Here is a 16,715-nt window from a genome sequence, read left to right on the forward strand (position 1 = left end):
GACAAAGGCGGCACCAAAGACGGTTGTCCGGCAAAGTTACATCTTGCGCAAGCGGTGCCTGCTGGCCATGCTTTGGAATCGCGTGAATGAGATTGAAAAGCGCGTGCCGAAGTCTCTGGATGAAGCCGTGGAGTTATCCCGGCAGTCCCGAAGATGGAGGAAGAGACTGGCAAGGTTTACCAAATTGAAAACAACGGCATTTCCGGCTTATGCCCTGATTGTGGATTGCTGGGGTAAGTCACTACTGCTTGGAGCCGGCACCCGGAAGAAGATGGAGGATCTGATCAACAGCTCCGAATCAGTCAGGAATGCCGGGTATAAACTGGTTTGCCTGAGCGAACTGATGACAGGTTCACCGCAGATCGACAAGATGGCATTTGCACAGGGGAAGGAGGGGGAATGAAGGACTGGACAGGCAATAAAAAGACGTTAGGAGCTTTGCTGGGCGCGTCCAATCACACCTCCGAAGAACGACAACGGGAAGACTACTATGCAACAGACCCGGCTATGGTTAGGGATCTACTCAATGCCGGCGCACCACTACGGAAACGTGTATGGGAACCGGCCTGTGGGGCTGGTCATATCGTCAACGTCCTGCGTGAACGTGGGCACGAAGTGTACGCAACCGATATTGTTGACCGGGGATGCCCTGATTCCTGTCTTCAGGATTTTCTTTGGGAGTTTGACGGCGCACCTATGGGTGACGTGGACATTATGACCAATCCGCCCTATGCCACAGCCCGTGAATTCGTCGAGAGGGCTCTACAGGTTGTCAAGCCGGGGGCTAATGTCTGGATGTTGCTGAAATTGTCATTTTTAGAGGGCCAGAGCCGGAAGAGGTTATTTAACGATACCCCACCCGCGGATGTGTGGGTGTTTTCAGAGCGGCGGATTTGTGCGAAAAATGGTGATTTCTCCCGTTACAAGGCGGGAGCTATGGCTTACGCATGGTTCCATTGGATTAAAGACCGCTACGAAAAGTGTACGGTCAAGTGGTTATAAACTACTCTCAAAAACGGCGCCATTATATAAATCATTAAATATAAAATAATTATCATAAATTATACCCTTAAAAAACGCCAAAACGGCGCCATCTTCAAAAAACATGAATACCGAATATAAGATATATCAACTTAAAAAGTACCTCAAAGAACAAGAAGAGGAAAAGCATCTACAAAAGATATATGATCCCCGCCGACGTTACCGCAAAGGAGATATTGTGCGTTCCCGACTATACGGACGCGGATTCCTGTGGGCTAAAGATGGTCAGATATTCCATGTAGCAGAAGATGAAAGAAACGGAGAACCCGGTATTGTAATGAAGGAATACAATATTCACACAGGGAAACCGGTACATCTTACCTACGCGGAAATCGAACTGGTCAAGCCCATTGAGGAAAACAGACCGTTTGAGATACACGCGGCAGATGCGATATATAAGATGCTCAACGGTCGCAAAATAATGGAACGGCCATTTATAGGGGCTAAAGGCAACCCTGATTTTGATTCCCCGGCTATTCAAATAAAATTTATTCCCGGATATGGTTTCCAACGGAAATTAGCAAATCAGAGGGATAGTTGGGATTTGTATAGCCTAAATAAAAACGACATGGAAGCGAAGTGGCGTGAAGCAGAAGAAAGGGAATGAGAGCGCATGAAAACCTGTGAAGAATGCCTATATTGGGACAATTTTGACGGATGCTGTATCAGCTCACAATCCGGACATTGGTTTGATGAAATGCCAGCTGATACGCCGGCATGTGGAGCCTTCCGTTCCGAAGAAATAGAACAAGAACAAGTTAATGATGCCGATCAACAAAAATCAAAATCAGTGAAATATGACGCTAGAAAAAAAACATTAGCTTATTACGCTGAATATTGTCGAATAACAAATTCTTCTACTTCCCCTAAAAAACTACTCTACAAAGATATGCAAAAAGCTACTACCACTAACGGCCTCTGTATATGGACACCAAACCTTGTTTTTTTCGCATGGGAAATAGGCAGTCAAACACTCTGGATAGAGCATGCCATAGGATACCTTTCTGACCTGCTTCCGTTGGCATCAGCCTACGGCCCGGAATGGATGGTCCATTACCAACACCGCGACAAAATACGCCATCAAAATATGCACCGTTTACTAGGCAGACTATAATATTATTTGTGTAAAAAATTGTGTAAATAAATCATAAATAACTTATTGTAAACAATAATATAATTTCCGGCGGTACCAATTAATAAACCCTGGTAGCTGAACGCTCCCAGGGTTTTCTATGATCAGCCGGTAACGCTTCATTTCTCATAGAGACTTCCCGCGGTAATACCAGGACGGAAGGAGATGGGCCCGCGCCCGGTTTACGCCAGACAATGATCTGGTGGAAAAATTCCGTTCCCGCTCCTCTGCCGATTGTCGAAAAACCGTTGACGAACAGTATTTGGCTGGATTGCATCATGGATACTGCGCTTCATGGCGGATGATCAGGAAAAAGAAATGGTTCATGCCGCTTTTGCCACCGTCGGCTTTTCCGGATCGCCATCTACACCCGACCTTATGCCGCCACAGCCAGACGATCCCGGAACGGCCACTTTTAAAAAGTCTGTGTCACCAGGGCGTGTTCGTCTGATACCTCTATTGTATCAGTGGGAGCTATGAATATATATTGTCCGGAATTTTCCGTTTCCAGAACAATCAGGGAGGCAGCGTCGCTAAGAAGCGCATGGACAGTACACGCAGCCGTGCAAGTCAGCGCATAGGATGCGCCCGGTATGGTATTCACTTTCATCAAGCAGATTTAGTGCCGGAAACGGGAGAAAAATCATCCATGCCGATACGTGCACATTTCCTGCCGGGGAATATGAAAAAAGGATGATGAGAAATGGACCATCCAACAAAATAATCAATAAAGTATTTATATTAAATATATTATCTAATAATCACAAACCAATGACGACTGTATTGCGCATACATGTAATGCATTGATAATAAAATATCATATATACATTATCCGCCTGTTTCACTTCATCAAAAAAGACCAGGAGCCTAAATTGTTAAATAATTATCATATAATCAACAATTTACAACAATACTGCACTCGTTTCGGATTTAGAGGGGTAGGCAATCCCTACAATTGGCTCGAATTCACGCAATGCAATACGTATATAGAAGAGTATGACTTCGTTGCCGGCATCTTCATTGGTTGAAACAGTAGCCAATAAAATCAAACAGATGATTCTCAGCGGCAGCCTGATCAATATCCTGCCCGGAGAAAGGGAACTCGGACACAGGTTATCCGTAGGCAGGGAGACTGTCAGAAAGGCCCTCACTCTTCTGGAAAGGGATGCATGGATTGCCCCCGCACGCATCAAGGTTCCGCGGCGCATCCTGAAAACTACGGAAGAAGAAACGGTTAAAAACATCTTTTGCCATTCGGTTCAGGAAAAAAGAGAAATTCTCGGTTTTCTGACGCCCCTGCCCCTGAAAAGGCTGGCTCAAAGCGTATTGGCGGAGATATACACCATCTCCAAAATTCTGGAGGAAGACGGCATCAGCGTCCGCATTTTTGAAGCTCCCTGGATTTTAGGCAATAATCCGGACAAGAGGCTTGCCAAGCTTGTTACCAAATCCGAATGCGTCTGCTGGATACTTCACCGTTCCTCGGAACAAACCCAGCTCTGGTTCAAAAAGCACCGCATTCCCTGCATTGTGCGCGGCACTTCCTACCAGAGCAGCAACCTGCCCTATCTGGACCGCCACTGGGCGGCCACCACGCATCATGCGGCGCAGCACCTCTGGAACAAGGGACACAGAACAGTAGGCCTGTGCTTGCCTCCTGATCCATTGAAGGGCCACCAGCTCATGCAAAAAGGCTTTTTCAGTTTTGCGGAACAGGGATGGAATCCCGTCCTGGTTCCCTCCCCGTTTGAAACGCCACTCTTCTTTGAATACCTTGCCAAAGCGTTTAAAGAACATCCGGATATGTCCGCCCTGGTAGCCACGCGGGGCAATCAGGTCGTTCCTATCCTTTCCTGGGTGGAAGCCCGCTCCCTGAGCATTCCGGACCAGCTCAGCCTGGTAAGCCTGACGTACGAACCCTTCATGGAACGCCTGCTGCCCACTATCACCTATTATGAAGAGAACCAGACAAAAACGGTTCACAAACTCATACGGATGCTCCGCTCCCTGACAGCCGGGAAAAATATCAAGAGCATTTCCGTCATTCCGGAAATATACCCCGGTCAATCCGTTTCCCGGCACGTCCTTTCCGTATAATACCTTTTTCCGGAAAGGAAAGCATCAACAGAAAAATATATTGGCAACAGGCAAAGAAAAATTCCTTTAGAAGACAGAATCTTCTTTCCGGAAACGTATCAGGAATATCCCCGCCATGATTGTTTCCATACTGCCACGCTCTGCACGTTTTTTCCTCTTTTCATGGCTGCTTTGTTCCCTGCCGGTCTTTCTGGCGCCTTCCCTGCATGCGGATGAAATCAACGTTATCCTCATTGGCGGCCAGTCAAACGCCACAGGGCAAGGGTACGTCAACAACATTCCTCCCTGCTTCAAGACGGATAAACGGATTCTTCTGTACTATTCCGGTTCCCTCAAAGGGGTAGAACCGGCAGAACAGCTTGTTCCCTTGAGCCCGGCCTCCGAATCCCCCGACCGTTTTGGCGTGGAATTAAGCCTGGGAACAGCGTTGCAGAAAAAATTCCCGCAAAAAAAATGGGTCCTCATCAAGCACGCCCGGAGCGGAAGCAACCTTTTCCTGCAATGGAACCCTGGACAAACTTCTCAGGATAAGCAAGGGGAAGAATACGTCAAACTGATCCGTACTGTCCGCAACGGAATGGAAGCCCTGAAAAAACAGGGATATACTCCTGTCCTGAAAGCCATGGTGTGGCAACAGGGAGAAGGAGACGCAAGGGACATTGCCGGCATCAAAAACTCTCTGTCTTACGGCGCCAACCTGAACAACCTGATTAAACGCATCAGAGCAGACCTGGAAGCCCCCGATCTGGCCTTTATCTACGGCAGCGTTCTTCCCGTGCCCGCTCCGGCCCGTTTTCCAGGCAGGGAAGAAGTGCGGCAGGGACAAAAGGATGTAGCGGAAAAATCCCGTACTTCCCTCTCCGTCAACAATGCGGTTTATGTTCCCGCAGACGATCTCCAGCTGCGCAGCATGGACTTCCGCACCCCCTATCCCACGGATACCATCCATCTGGGCACGCATGGAGTTCTGGCTCTGGGAGAACGCTTTGCCTCCGCATTGGAAAAAATATGGAGACAAAAAAACTGATGCCACCGCTCTTTTTTCTTCCTCACTTTCTCCAGCCCTGGCAGCCCCATCCGGAAAACCGATAATGTTTGACATCCCTCCGGGCTGCGGATAGGGTTGACTATCATTTCATTCCCTGCCTCCAACGCTGTTGAAAGGGGGGGGGACTCAACAGAACTCTCTCATCCATTATTGCCCATGAACCCATTGAAAGGAGCATGCATCATCGGCCAGTCCGGAGGCCCCACCGCCGTCATTAATGCCAGCGCGCTGGGAGCCATTCAAGCCGCCCTGCAAAGCGAACAGATCACGCGCGTGCTGGGAGCCGCCAACGGGATTGAGGGAGTGCTCAAGGAACGCCTGTTCGACATGGCCCGGGAGGATTCCGAAGAACTGGAGCTGCTCAAATATACTCCGGCCTCGGCCCTGGGTTCCTGCCGCTACAAGATGTCCGACCCATCCGCGGACGATACGGATTACCGCCGTCTGCTGGAAATTTTCCGAAAATACGACGTACGCTACTTTTTCTACAACGGGGGCAACGATTCCATGGATACCTGCAACAAGATATCCAAATTCATGCAGCAGTCCGGTTACGAATGCCGCGTCATCGGAATCCCCAAGACCATTGACAATGACCTTCACGGCACGGACCACTGCCCCGGTTTCGGCTCTGCCGCCAAATTTATCGCGACCTCCTGCATGGAAGTTCATCAGGATCTCCGCGTGTACGACAAGGGACGCGTCACCATCGTGGAAATCATGGGCCGCCACGCCGGCTGGCTGGCCGGCTCCGCAGCTCTGGCCACGTATGCGGGAGCTGGGCCTGACTTGGTTTACCTGCCGGAAGTTCCCTTCCGCATGGAGGAATTCTGGCAGGATGTGGACCGGATTTACAGACAGAACGGCTGCTGCATGGTCGCCGTCTCGGAAGGCGTGCAATATGCAGACGGCCGCTTTGTCGCGGAATCCGGAGACAGGGACGTCTTCGGCCATACGCAGCTGGGCGGCCTGGGAGCCATGCTTGCGGAATCCGTCAAGCGGCAAACCGGAGCCAAAGTCAGAAGCATTGAACTTTCACTCCTCCAGCGCTGCGCTTCCCATGTCGCCTCCAAGACGGATATTGATGAAGCGTATATGGCGGGAACAGCCGCCGTGGAAGCCGCCGTTTCCGGCCAGACGGATAAAATGGTAGCTTTTGAACGGGTTACGGAGAATGGCATTTATTCCTGCAAGACTAAATTGATAGGTCTGGGAGAAGTGGCCAATGTGGAAAAACTTGTCCCCCGCGAATGGATCAACGCCCGCGGCAATGGCGTGGAACAGCCGTTCATTGACTATGTTCTGCCTCTGATCCAGGGAGAGACGGCCATGCGGAAGGAATGTTCCCTGCCCCGCTTCGCGAAACTCAGGAAAGTGCTGGCGAAACCGGGACAGCAGTAGCTGTTTCTTCGGGAAAGCGTTTTGCCTCATCACCCCGGCCGGAGTTGCCCGCCCCACGCTTTTTCAGGTAAACATCCGGTCGGCTCCCTTCCCCTTTCCCGGTCTCCTGAAAGGGATGAGAAAGAAAAGCCGGTATAGCAGTTTCGTTCATCAACAGGAAAAACCAGCTTCTTCTCTGACGGCTCCTTCTGTCTTTCTCTCTTATCCATAACGTGCGTTTTATCTTTTCAGAATCCTCCGCTTATAGAAAACCGCATCTTTTTTACTGAATGGAAATGGAGCCGATTTCCCTCATATCTTCTTATGAAACAATGTTTTTCAAATATATCAAAAACAAATGGGAAGGAACAGGTAAACGAAAAATCTTGCAGGCAAGGATAGAAAAAGGCTAAAATAATAAAGGAGTTCAACATTCGGCTTCTATCATTTCGCGGCGCAAAACTGCTTGTTTCCGGATATCTTTCAGGAAACCGGCATGGAATCGCTTCCCGCTTGCCTATCCAAGTTTTTCCCGCATGCCATGCTCGATTATCTGTTTCAACATTTTTATTCAACGCTGGCTATCCTTGCTTTCTGCATTGCCATCCTGATTCTGAGAGCCCTCGGCAAACGCGGCAGTTTCTGGATTCCCGTCTCCACGGCCCCTTTAGGCTGCATCACCTTCCTGGCCGTCTTTCTCCTGCTGACGGCTTTCATTATTGGGACATTCGGCTTGTTCACCACAATTCCCTTAGCGGAAAGTCTGGCTTTTGCCCTAGCATGGCTGGCAGCCATGGCGGCAGCTCTGATTGTCATTTCACGCCTGACCAGCTATTACCTTCGGCAGAAGCCATCCGCAGGCAGGCATTATCCGGAGGAATATGGAAAAATGCTCTCAGCCCAGCTCCGGAACAAAGGCATCCTGCTATTCGCAATCATCGGCATCATCAGCTGCGCCATTGACATCATTACACTCCCCTTCCCGATTCCGGAACTCCCTCCGGGATCGCCCCTGTCTGCCGCCACCATGATTCCCCTGCCGCCGGAAGCGCCTTTTGACGTACGCCTCTCCTCCCGCGTCACGACCAGATTTTCCGGAGAATGCGACTTTGACGTGACCGTCCGGAAAAAGGGAGGCGGCAGATATGTTTTCCCTGCCATTCTGATCAATCCCGGGGGAAGAAGCGCCGTTACCATTTACAGGCTGTGGCCGGAAAACAAGCGTCATCAGGGCAGCCTGATCTTCACCAACGGAATACAAAGCTGCCTGCTTAATATGGATACCATGCAAATGAAATCCCTGAGCGGCCCCGCTTCCAATTACCCTCCTCCTGCCGGTGAAGACCTGTCCGGAGAAGATATGAATCTTCGCCTGGAAACGGTAGGACGGTACCGGGGGCTTTCCTTCGTACGCGGAGCGGACCACTCGGCTACAACACGTTCTTATATTCTGAAAATTCTGGAAAACATGCTGGCGCGGACGGAGCGCCTCCAGGAAGCCATTGACACAAACTCTCACGAATCCTCAGCCGAGTAACAAGCGGGCTTACTGTTAACCCAGCCGGGCGTCTCCTCCCCGGCGGCGAATGGCGCGGATCACCGTGCCGCCGCCCCCTTCCAGAGCCAATCCGGTTCCGCGTGACAAAAACTGCTGCAACAAGCGCGCCTGACGCCGGAACTCTCCGCCCTTCTCTCTGCATACGATGCGCATTCCTTCATCCAGCTTCACGGGCTTTGCCGCCTCCCTGGCCTCCACCTTCACGGACACGGGCCGGGGCATGCTCTGATTCTGAGCATTCTCGTACATGCCGCATACGCAGGAAAACAGAACAGAAAACACATGGGAAACATGCCGGAAAATCATGTTCCCTATACACTGTTTTTCTCAGGCATCTTTCTTTTTCCTCCCAAATTCTCTTCCGCCCCTTAAAGCCGGGGGCAGCATCCTCTCCATGACGTGCCGTTTTGCCCGGAACGCCTGAAATGCCTTCATGCTCCCCTTGCCTTCCTTTTACTGGCGGCGTATGATGGGCATCATGAAAAAAGACGATGCGTCGGGCCTGTTCGCCGCCTTTGCAGACCGCCCTCTGGCGGATCGCCTGAGGCCGACCGCACTGGAAGAAATCATGGGCCAGGACCACCTGCTGGGGGAAGGAGGCCCTCTCCGGCTCATGGCGGACTCCGGCAAAATGACCAGCTTTATTCTGTGGGGGCCTCCCGGCTGCGGAAAAACCACGCTGGCGCGCATTCTGGCGACGCGCACGTCCATGCATTTTACAGCTCTCTCCGCCGTCTTCTCCGGCATGGCGGATTTGAGAAAAGCCTTTGACGAAGCGGCCAGGCGCAGGGAATACGGTCAGGGGACCCTCCTGTTCGTGGATGAAATCCATCGGTTCAACCGCGCCCAGCAGGACGGCTTTCTGCCATATGTGGAAAACGGAACCGTTACGCTGGTGGGGGCCACTACGGAAAACCCTTCCTTTGAACTGAACAGCGCCCTTCTCTCGCGCTGCAAGGTCTTCGTCATGCATTCCCTGGACGCCCCGGCTCTGGAAAGCATCATTGAACGGGCGGAAGCCCTTCTTCAGCGCAAACTTCCGCTCGCGCCGGAGGCGCGCGCCACCCTGACAGAACTGGCAGACGGAGACGGCCGCTACCTCATTAACCTGATGGAAAGCGTCTTTGACCTCCGCAAGCCCGATGAAATGCTGGACACGGACGCGCTGCTGAAAATTGTCCAGCAACGCGCCCCGGTTTACGACAAGGACCGGGAAGGCCATTACAATCTCATCAGCGCCCTGCATAAATCCCTGCGGGGATCGGATACGGACGCGGCCCTGTACTGGGCCGCGCGCATGCTCGAGGGCGGCGAGGACCCTCTCTACCTCCTGCGCCGCCTGACCCGTTTCGCCATGGAGGATATCAGCTTGGCGGACCCAGCCGCACTTCAAATGGCCATTGCCGCGTGGGACACCTATGAACGCCTGGGCTCCCCGGAAGGAGAGCTGGCGATTGCGGAACTGGTCATCTACCTGGGCTGCGCCCCCAAATCCAACAGCGCCTACACCGCGTGGAGCGCAGCCCGGAAAGCGGCACGGGAATACGGCTCCCTGATGCCCCCGGCACACATCCTTAACGCGCCCACCAGACTAATGAAGGAACTGGGCTATGGAAAAAATTACGCCTACGATCATGACGCGCCGGACGCATTCTCCGGGCAAAACTACTTTCCGGACAACATGCCCCGCCGCCAGTTCTACAGGCCTCCGGAACGGGGTTTTGAACGGGAAATCAACAAACGCCTGGCCTATTGGGACAAACTGCGCCGCCAGCGGGCGGAAGAGGACGCCGGAAACTCCGGTACGCGCAGGAACTGGAAAAAGCCTCCCGTTCCGGAAAAGCAGGAGCCTTCATGACGCATCCACCGGCCATACGGCCACTTCCGCAATGCCCTGCCCCGGAGACAGGCGGATGCGTACGTACCTGGCGCCGGTCCCTTCCGGACACATTGCGGTCAGCTCCGTCCCATCCCTGCGCAAAACGGCGTTAATGTCTTTCCAGATACTTCCGTCTCTGCTGACCTGAACCACGGGGGCCGGCCCCTTCCAGCTTCCGGCGGCTTTCACCTCCACCCGGTCCAGGCGGAATTCAAACTCCATGTCCAACATCCACCACGGCGCTTTGTCTTCCACGGACGGACGCCATGCAGAAACATCGTCGCCGTCGGAAGCCTTCATCGCCTCCTGAAGCCCGGAGGAAGCGGAACAGGGCCTCAATACGGCCAAATTGGCCTTCTCTCCGGGTTCGGACCGTCCGTACCGCGCCAGCTGGATATCCCTCTCCTTGGCAGTAAAACGCTTGTAGGTTCTTTCCTGCGTTTCCGCGCTCCTGCCCGCTGCGTAAGCCGGAGCATTCCGGCAAACGATTTGGAGGTTATCCCCCTTCAATCCGGGAGAAGACGCCCTGATCACCGTCTTCCCGGCATAATAAGACCGGAACTCAATCGCCGCACAGCCGTCAATCAAATCAATATCCGTTCCGGGCGTGAACGTGATGCTCTTGCCGGTGGGGAACTCCCCGGGCCCCGATTCCACCGTAAGCGTCACCGGAACGGCATTGGCTATCCGCTTTCCGGCGGCATCCGCCACTTTCACGGTCACATGCACGTCGTCCGTGCCGTCCGCCGGGCTGATGACCTTCTTGTCCGCGGACAGCTTCACCTGTGCCGGAGCCCCCTCCACGGGCCACTCCGGAGGAGGAATATTCCTCAACTCATTCCTGTACCAGTACCAGGCCCGCTTGGGAATGCGGAAGTAATCCACAATGCCCATGCGCCCGCCGGAAGGCCAGATGCTGCCGTGGTCAAAGCCGCACCAGACCGCCTCTCCCACGCGCCAGGGATAGCGAATCCCCGCCTCTTTATCCTTCTTCATATCCCCCCACCCCGGCGCATACATCCCCGGCCTCCGGCAGCTCACGGAACCGTACTCCGTCACCATGCTGGGCCTGCCGGGCGTCTTCACATGGGAGCCGTCCCCGTTGAAGGCGGCCATGTCCCCCAGCTTGTCAAAATTTCCGCGCTGCCCTCCCCCGGCGCACACGGGGCGCGTCGGGTCCAGCTCCTTCACCAAGGCAATAAGCCTGTTGCACAAGGCCCTGGCCTCCGGCCCATGCCTGGTAAAAAACGGTTCATTGCTAATGCTCCAGATGACGATGGAAGGATGGTTGCGGAATTGCAGCACCATCTCCCTCACCTGGCGCATGCAGCTTTCCTCAAACGCAATACGGTCCTTCTTTTCCGTTGGATAGGCATCGCAATTCCAGTACCTGTCATGCTCCTTGAACCCGCCCATTCCCCAAAAAACGCCTTCATTCAGCATGCACATTCCCTCCCGGTCGCAAGCATCCAGAAACGCCTGGGAATGAGGGTAATGGGAGCCGCGTATGAAATTAAACCCGGCGTTCTTCATCAGCCGCACATCACGGCGGGCCCCGGAGTCCGTCACGGCATCCCCCCATCCGGCGTGGTCCTGGTGCACATTGGCTCCCTGCAGATAAACAGGTTTCCCGTTCATCAGCATGCCACGGTCCGCCGTCAGTTCCAGAGTACGGAAACCCAGGGGATTTTCAACCCGGTCCAGCACCTGCCCCTTCTCGTCCAGCAACTCCGTCGCCACGCGGTACATATTGGGGGCTGTGGGGCTCCACAACCCGGGAGAGGCCAGCGGAGGCAGGTCAGCCTGTACGCGAGACTCTTCTCCGGCGCCCAGCTCCACGACCTTCTCTCCCCGCAGCACCACGCGGCCGCTTTGCTCCTCCCGCACAGTATGCCGCACCGTCACTTTCCTCACAATCCCGGTATCATTCTTCACTTCCGTCAGAATCCGGACCTTCCCGCGGGCCGCCGTCACCTCCGGCGTCTGAACCCATACTCCGTGCGCAGGCAAATACACGGGAGAACACACGTGCAGATGTACGTTCCGGTACAGGCCTCCGGAAAAAGTATGCTCCCCCGCCCGCGGCGCCATGCGGGGGCTCCAGCGGTTATCCACCCGTACCTCCACCCAGTTCTCGCCGGGTTTCAGGAAAGGCGTCAAATCCGACCGGAAGGCCGTATATCCCCCTTCATGCCTTCCCGCAGTCTTCCCGTTCACCTTCACCTCCGCCACCTGGAAAGCTGCGCCGCAATCCAGAAACACCTTCTTCCCCTGCCATTCCTCCGGCATGACCAGCTTCTTGCGGTAGGCGCCTCGCCCTGTGTAAAAGGAATCGGACATAAAGTAGGGCAGACTGAACGTATGGGGCAGATGAACCGTCTGCCAGCCGCTCTTTCCGGGCTCGTCCTCAAACCGGAACTCCCAGCCGCGGTTCCAGATCATCCTCTCGCAGGGGAATGCAACTTTTTCCGCAGAGGAAACGCCTGTTTCCGCTCCGGCCATGGAAAAACACAGGGCAGCGCCCAGCATGCAGGCCATCATCTTGCGCATGCGTATGTTACCATTCCGTCCTGCTTTTTCTTTCAGTTAAAAAATATTTCCGCCCGTGAAAAGCCCGCAACAACAAGCCGTGCATCCCGGAAAGGGAGCACGGCTGGAAAACTTCTCCATCCGGGGAGCAGCGCAAAACGCCTGCCGCCCCGTTACTGGGTGATGATATTCAGTTCCGCAACAGTGGCGCTCTGCTCGCCGCCCTTCACCGGAGACCGGGCATCCAGCTTGAAGTAGCGGGCCTCCACAGGCCTGCCGAAGTCGATGCGCTGAACCGCGGGATCCTTCCTGATATAATGGTACGTGAACTGGCCTTTCTTCACTTCCTTCCAGTTCCGCCCGTCATCGGAAACGGAAAACGCGTACTGGCTGATGAGGCCCTTGTCCCTGTCCATTCTGGGCGTATAGATAAACCCGGTAAACTTCATTCTGGTTCCCATATCCACGGCAATGGAGTGGGGAAAACCCGGCAGGCCGTTCGTGTACGACGTGTGCCAACAGGTATCCGGATTCCCGTCAATGGCAAAGTGGGCGAAACCGGTATCCGGCTCTTCCGAGGAAGCGCTTAAAATTTTCCATTCGCCCTGCCCCTTGACGAGGGGGAATTTTCTCTCTCCGGGAGACGTGGAAGGAACCTTGCCGGACTTCACCCAGGCCCTCACTTCCCCTTCGGGAAGCTTGAAGGGATTCCGGTACGCTTTTTCCGGCCCCTTGTTGACGGAATACGTTATCTCCGCCTCAGGCGTGGAGGAAACCAGGCTGACCATGCCGTTTCCATCCCGTTCAATGACGGGGGAATGGGGAACAGCCAGTCCCGTGCGCGCCAGATTCAGCAGGGCGGACGAGGGCGCCAGCACAAACCCCAGAGCTGTGGCCTTGCTCAATGTCTGGTACCTGGCCAGCGGGCGGGGCCCGCAGGAAGAGCCGCCCAGCCCCATCTGGAAAGCATCCAGATTCACAATCACTTTATTTTTCTCCGGCAGCCTGTCCAGGCTCCTGGCGTCGTTAAGCTCCTTCGGCGTATAACGCAGAACGGAAACCTCCAGCAGAGCCCCGGGAGAGGCTGAACCTACCCACAGAGCCCGGGCCTCCCGGGGGTTGGACAAGGCTATCCAGTCCGTCTCCATGCGGTTGCCCATATCCTGGGGCCGGGAATAAGCAAAAAACATATCGTCCACGGAAGTGCGGAAAACGTCCTTCCAGCAGCTCGTGCGGCGGTCCCGGTAATTATCCCACGGTCCCAGCCCCAGGTACTCTACCCGGTCATACGCGGCAGGCATCCCGAAAGTGACGCCCAGCCGGAGGAGTTCTTCTCCCCTGGCGGAGGGATACATTCGGACGGAAGCATTGATAATGCCGTTGCCGAAAACCGTCCACGCGACTTCCCCGGAAAAGGCAAGCTCGGAACCTTTCGTCCAGAACTGCGCCGTGATACGGGCCACGCCGGGGGAAATGACGGCAGCGTTAACGTCCGAATATTCCGCTTTCATATTCTGCATCTTCATTTTCCCTTCAACCTTGCTCCTGATCCAGGCGTCGTTATCCACCGGAGAGCGGTACGCCTGGAGCTCCACCGGATAGCCGGGCAACATCAAATCCCGGCCGCCATACCGGAGGGAGGAAAGCATCCCGTTTTTGAAGGAGGCGGAAAAACCTTTTCCCTGCACGACCACGGGATCTCCCTGACGCACGGAAACGGCAGGCAAACCCGCCGGGGGAGGCGCGGGAACCTCCTTCTCCGCGGACGCCGGAAACCACTCGTAAGCTTCGCACTCATTCACCACATGTTCCAGTTGACTGGCGGAAAGTTCCTTCACGTCTTCCGGGAGCTTGAACCGGGCATCCGCCAGAACCATCAGGGAACCGGTCCGCATGGCGGCTGAAGGCAGATTCACCGTTGCGGATTTGCCGGGGAGGACCTCCGGAAGAACCATGCGCTCCACGGCATGGCCGCCGCCGGGAGCTAGGGATACCAGATAAAGCGTATAACCTTTCAAAGGCTTATGGAAATATTTGTTGCGGACGGACAGGGAGCCGTCCCTGCGCTCAAAAGCCATGTACTGGTATACTTTCTTCACCTCCTTCGTCTTGGCCGTGGTGTTCCGGTTGCCGAGAATAATGCCGTTGTCGCAGAAATTGGCCTGGTTGGGCCTGTCTCCGAACATGCCGCCGTAAGCCTGCGTCACTCCCTTGAAAGGGGCGGGTTTGTAAATGCCGTTTCCGGCGGGATCAGCGCGGAGGGACTGGTCCGCGAAATCCCAGATGGCCCCGCCCACCATGCGCGGGGAAGACTCGAAGGCATCCATGTACTCCTTGAAATTACCCAGGGCATTCCCCATGGAGTGGGCATACTCGCACACGAAAAAGGGGCGGGAAGTTTTCTGCTTCCCCCAGTTTTCCACCCGGTCCACGGGCGGATACATGGCGGAATCCATATCCACGGCCTTGTGGCCGTGCGGAAATTCGCAGTAATGGAGGGGCCGCGTACCGTCATAAGCCCTGACAGCCGCTGCTGCCGCCTCAAAATTGGGGCCGTTGCCGGACTCATTGCCCAGGGACCAGAAAACAATGGATGGGTGATTCTTGGAACGGTGCACCATGCTCATATTGCGCTCCACATGGGCTTTTTTCCAGGAAGGCTTCCGGGAAATATCCATGCTGCCATTGCGGATGCCGTGGGCCTCGCAGTTGGCTTCGTCCATCACGTACAGGCCGTAGCGGTCGCACAGCTCATAAAAATAAGGATGATTGGGATAGTGGGAGCAGCGGACGGTATTGATATTATGCGCCTTGATAATCTGCACGTCCTTTTCCATCACTTCCCGCGGAATGGCGCGGCCGTAATCGGGATGGGCTTCATGGCGGTTGACTCCCTTGAACTTGACGGCCCTGCCGTTGATCAGCACGGCTCCGTTATCCGCAATCTCCACGGAACGGAACCCGATATTGACGGAACGGGTATCCTTTCCATTCAGAGAATAAGTCACCCTGTACAAGTTGGGCGTTTCCGCCGTCCATGGCTTCACGCCGGGAAATTTCCTGTTCAGGGAAATCTGCACCTCGCCTCCGGAGGGAATGGAGGGAACCTCCAGCGTTCCGGAATCCAGCCTTCCCCTGTTGTCCGTCTGCACGCGGCCGGAACCGTTCCGGCCCTCCCAGTTCAAGTTAGTGGAAATCCCGTCGATAGAATAATTCAGCTTCATGCCGGCGGGAATATCCTTTTTACCGGAATTGCGGATGGTGAACGTTCCGTCCAGCGCCCCGGTTGTGTAATCCTCCCTGTCCAGTCCGGCCTTCAGGAACAGGTCGCGCACGTGCGCCTGCGGCTGGGCAAACAGGGTCACGTCCCGGAAAATGCCGGAAAGGCGCAGGAAATCCTGATCCTCCAGATAAGAACCGTCGCTCCAGCGGTATACTTCCACGGCAATCGTATTCCTTCCCGGCCTGACATAGGGAGTAAGGTCAAACTCCGCCCCTGTATAGGAGTCTTCGGAATAGCCGACCTTACGGCCATTCACCCACACATAAAAGGCGGACTCCACTCCGTCAAACCGGACCATCACCTGCTCCCCCTGCCAGGAAGCGGGCAAATTGAAATCCCGGCGGTAGGAACCCACGGAATTACGCTCCCTGTACGCCGGCCAGTTCCTGGGCGGTTCCCCCATTACCTTGGGAGGATTCGGCTTGAATGGATAGGGAACATTCGTGTAAATGGCCGTTCCATAACCGTAAAGCTGCCAGTTGGAAGGAACCTTGACCGTATCCCATCCGGAAACGGAATAGGAAGGATTGAAGAAATCGGCAGGCCTCTCGTCCGGAGTCATGGAAAATTTAAACTTCCAATCCCCATTCAAACTCAACGTTTTATCTGATGCCGGAAAAACGGAGGCTCGGGGAGCCTCCTTATTGATTCCCGTCACCTCTTCATTTTCCCAATCCGGAACGTCCCCCAGCAGGGGAAGAGCCGGAGCCAGAGCCATCAAGGAAAACAGAAACAAGCGCACCGTCTTCATCTCGGAATGAATATGGA

The 16,715-nt window shown here is 54.6% G+C and carries 13 protein-coding genes; 10 read left to right on the forward strand and 3 right to left on the reverse strand.

The window, feature by feature from the left end:
* The first annotated feature begins 67 nt into the window (after nucleotides 1-67).
* The 9 genes from CI070_RS07620 to CI070_RS07650 all read left to right on the forward strand — a co-directional run bounded on the left by CI070_RS07620 (nucleotide 68) and on the right by CI070_RS07650 (nucleotide 8,235).
* Entirely contained in the window at nucleotides 68-403 is a 336-nt protein-coding gene (locus CI070_RS07620; protein WP_143245618.1) for a hypothetical protein, read from the forward strand.
* The gene (locus tag CI070_RS07625; RefSeq protein ID WP_094136437.1) at nucleotides 400-1,002 is read left to right on the forward strand and encodes a class I SAM-dependent methyltransferase; all 603 of its coding nucleotides are present in this window, start codon (nucleotides 400-402) and stop codon (nucleotides 1,000-1,002) included. The genes CI070_RS07620 and CI070_RS07625 overlap by 4 nt, the downstream gene beginning before the upstream one ends.
* A gap of 103 nt (nucleotides 1,003-1,105) precedes the next feature.
* Nucleotides 1,106-1,648, forward strand: a complete 543-nt coding sequence (locus CI070_RS07630; protein WP_094136438.1) for a hypothetical protein — start codon at nucleotides 1,106-1,108, stop codon at nucleotides 1,646-1,648.
* Nucleotides 1,649-1,654: 6 nt separating this feature from the next.
* Nucleotides 1,655-2,155 carry a hypothetical protein gene (locus CI070_RS13125; RefSeq protein WP_143245619.1) on the forward strand — a complete coding sequence of 167 codons (501 nt, stop codon included), beginning with the start codon at nucleotides 1,655-1,657 and terminating at the stop codon, nucleotides 2,153-2,155.
* Nucleotides 2,156-2,717: 562 nt separating this feature from the next.
* Nucleotides 2,718-2,870, forward strand: coding sequence for a hypothetical protein (locus CI070_RS13580; protein WP_179218394.1), 153 nt, complete (start codon nucleotides 2,718-2,720; stop codon nucleotides 2,868-2,870).
* Between the two features lie 299 nt (nucleotides 2,871-3,169).
* Complete coding sequence (locus CI070_RS07635; protein ID WP_094136439.1) at nucleotides 3,170-4,270, forward strand: substrate-binding domain-containing protein; 1,101 nt, start codon at nucleotides 3,170-3,172, stop codon at nucleotides 4,268-4,270.
* 115 nt (nucleotides 4,271-4,385) lie between these two features.
* A complete protein-coding gene (locus CI070_RS07640) occupies nucleotides 4,386-5,297 on the forward strand; it encodes a sialate O-acetylesterase (protein WP_094136440.1) in 912 nt (303 codons plus the stop codon).
* Nucleotides 5,298-5,474: 177 nt separating this feature from the next.
* Nucleotides 5,475-6,719, forward strand: coding sequence for a 6-phosphofructokinase (locus CI070_RS07645; protein ID WP_094136441.1), 1,245 nt, complete (start codon nucleotides 5,475-5,477; stop codon nucleotides 6,717-6,719).
* 520 nt (nucleotides 6,720-7,239) lie between these two features.
* Nucleotides 7,240-8,235, forward strand: coding sequence for a hypothetical protein (locus CI070_RS07650; protein ID WP_143246901.1), 996 nt, complete (start codon nucleotides 7,240-7,242; stop codon nucleotides 8,233-8,235).
* Between the two features lie 15 nt (nucleotides 8,236-8,250).
* On the opposite strand, the gene CI070_RS07655 is transcribed toward CI070_RS07650, so the two are convergent.
* Nucleotides 8,251-8,505, reverse strand: a complete 255-nt coding sequence (locus CI070_RS07655; protein ID WP_179222819.1) for a hypothetical protein — start codon at nucleotides 8,503-8,505, stop codon at nucleotides 8,251-8,253.
* Between the two features lie 229 nt (nucleotides 8,506-8,734).
* Between CI070_RS07655 and CI070_RS07660 the strand changes: the two genes are divergently transcribed.
* Nucleotides 8,735-10,114, forward strand: a complete 1,380-nt coding sequence (locus tag CI070_RS07660) for a replication-associated recombination protein A (protein WP_256943702.1) — start codon at nucleotides 8,735-8,737, stop codon at nucleotides 10,112-10,114.
* On the opposite strand, the gene CI070_RS07665 is transcribed toward CI070_RS07660, so the two are convergent.
* Together CI070_RS07665 and CI070_RS07670 are read right to left on the reverse strand one after the other, a co-directional pair.
* On the reverse strand, nucleotides 10,109-12,685 hold the full coding sequence (locus tag CI070_RS07665) for a glycoside hydrolase family 2 protein (RefSeq protein WP_094136443.1): 2,577 nt from the start codon (nucleotides 12,683-12,685) through the stop codon (nucleotides 10,109-10,111). The genes CI070_RS07660 and CI070_RS07665 overlap by 6 nt on opposite strands.
* Before the next feature lie 152 nt (nucleotides 12,686-12,837).
* On the reverse strand, nucleotides 12,838-16,698 hold the full coding sequence (locus CI070_RS07670; RefSeq protein ID WP_094136444.1) for a glycoside hydrolase family 2 TIM barrel-domain containing protein: 3,861 nt from the start codon (nucleotides 16,696-16,698) through the stop codon (nucleotides 12,838-12,840).
* Nucleotides 16,699-16,715 lie beyond the last annotated feature (17 nt).

The sequence above is a fragment of the Akkermansia muciniphila genome, from assembly GCF_900184965.1.
In the GTDB taxonomy this organism is placed as follows: Bacteria; Verrucomicrobiota; Verrucomicrobiia; order Verrucomicrobiales; family Akkermansiaceae; genus Akkermansia; species Akkermansia muciniphila_A.

What these genes read in the sequence shown, in the direction of transcription:
- CI070_RS13125 (WP_143245619.1), top strand. Translation starts at nt 1,655, where the DNA reads ATGAAAACCTGTGAAGAATGCCTATATTGGGACAATTTTGACGGATGC.
- CI070_RS07665 (WP_094136443.1), bottom strand. Translation starts at nt 12,685, where the DNA reads ATGCGCAAGATGATGGCCTGCATGCTGGGCGCTGCCCTGTGTTTTTCC.
- CI070_RS13580 (WP_179218394.1), top strand. Translation starts at nt 2,718, where the DNA reads ATGGACAGTACACGCAGCCGTGCAAGTCAGCGCATAGGATGCGCCCGG.
- CI070_RS07625 (WP_094136437.1), top strand. Translation starts at nt 400, where the DNA reads ATGAAGGACTGGACAGGCAATAAAAAGACGTTAGGAGCTTTGCTGGGC.
- CI070_RS07660 (WP_256943702.1), top strand. Translation starts at nt 8,735, where the DNA reads ATGAAAAAAGACGATGCGTCGGGCCTGTTCGCCGCCTTTGCAGACCGC.
- CI070_RS07635 (WP_094136439.1), top strand. Translation starts at nt 3,170, where the DNA reads ATGACTTCGTTGCCGGCATCTTCATTGGTTGAAACAGTAGCCAATAAA.
- CI070_RS07645 (WP_094136441.1), top strand. Translation starts at nt 5,475, where the DNA reads ATGAACCCATTGAAAGGAGCATGCATCATCGGCCAGTCCGGAGGCCCC.
- CI070_RS07620 (WP_143245618.1), top strand. Translation starts at nt 68, where the DNA reads ATGCTTTGGAATCGCGTGAATGAGATTGAAAAGCGCGTGCCGAAGTCT.
- CI070_RS07650 (WP_143246901.1), top strand. Translation starts at nt 7,240, where the DNA reads ATGCTCGATTATCTGTTTCAACATTTTTATTCAACGCTGGCTATCCTT.
- CI070_RS07640 (WP_094136440.1), top strand. Translation starts at nt 4,386, where the DNA reads ATGATTGTTTCCATACTGCCACGCTCTGCACGTTTTTTCCTCTTTTCA.
- CI070_RS07655 (WP_179222819.1), bottom strand. Translation starts at nt 8,505, where the DNA reads ATGTACGAGAATGCTCAGAATCAGAGCATGCCCCGGCCCGTGTCCGTG.
- CI070_RS07670 (WP_094136444.1), bottom strand. Translation starts at nt 16,698, where the DNA reads ATGAAGACGGTGCGCTTGTTTCTGTTTTCCTTGATGGCTCTGGCTCCG.
- CI070_RS07630 (WP_094136438.1), top strand. Translation starts at nt 1,106, where the DNA reads ATGAATACCGAATATAAGATATATCAACTTAAAAAGTACCTCAAAGAA.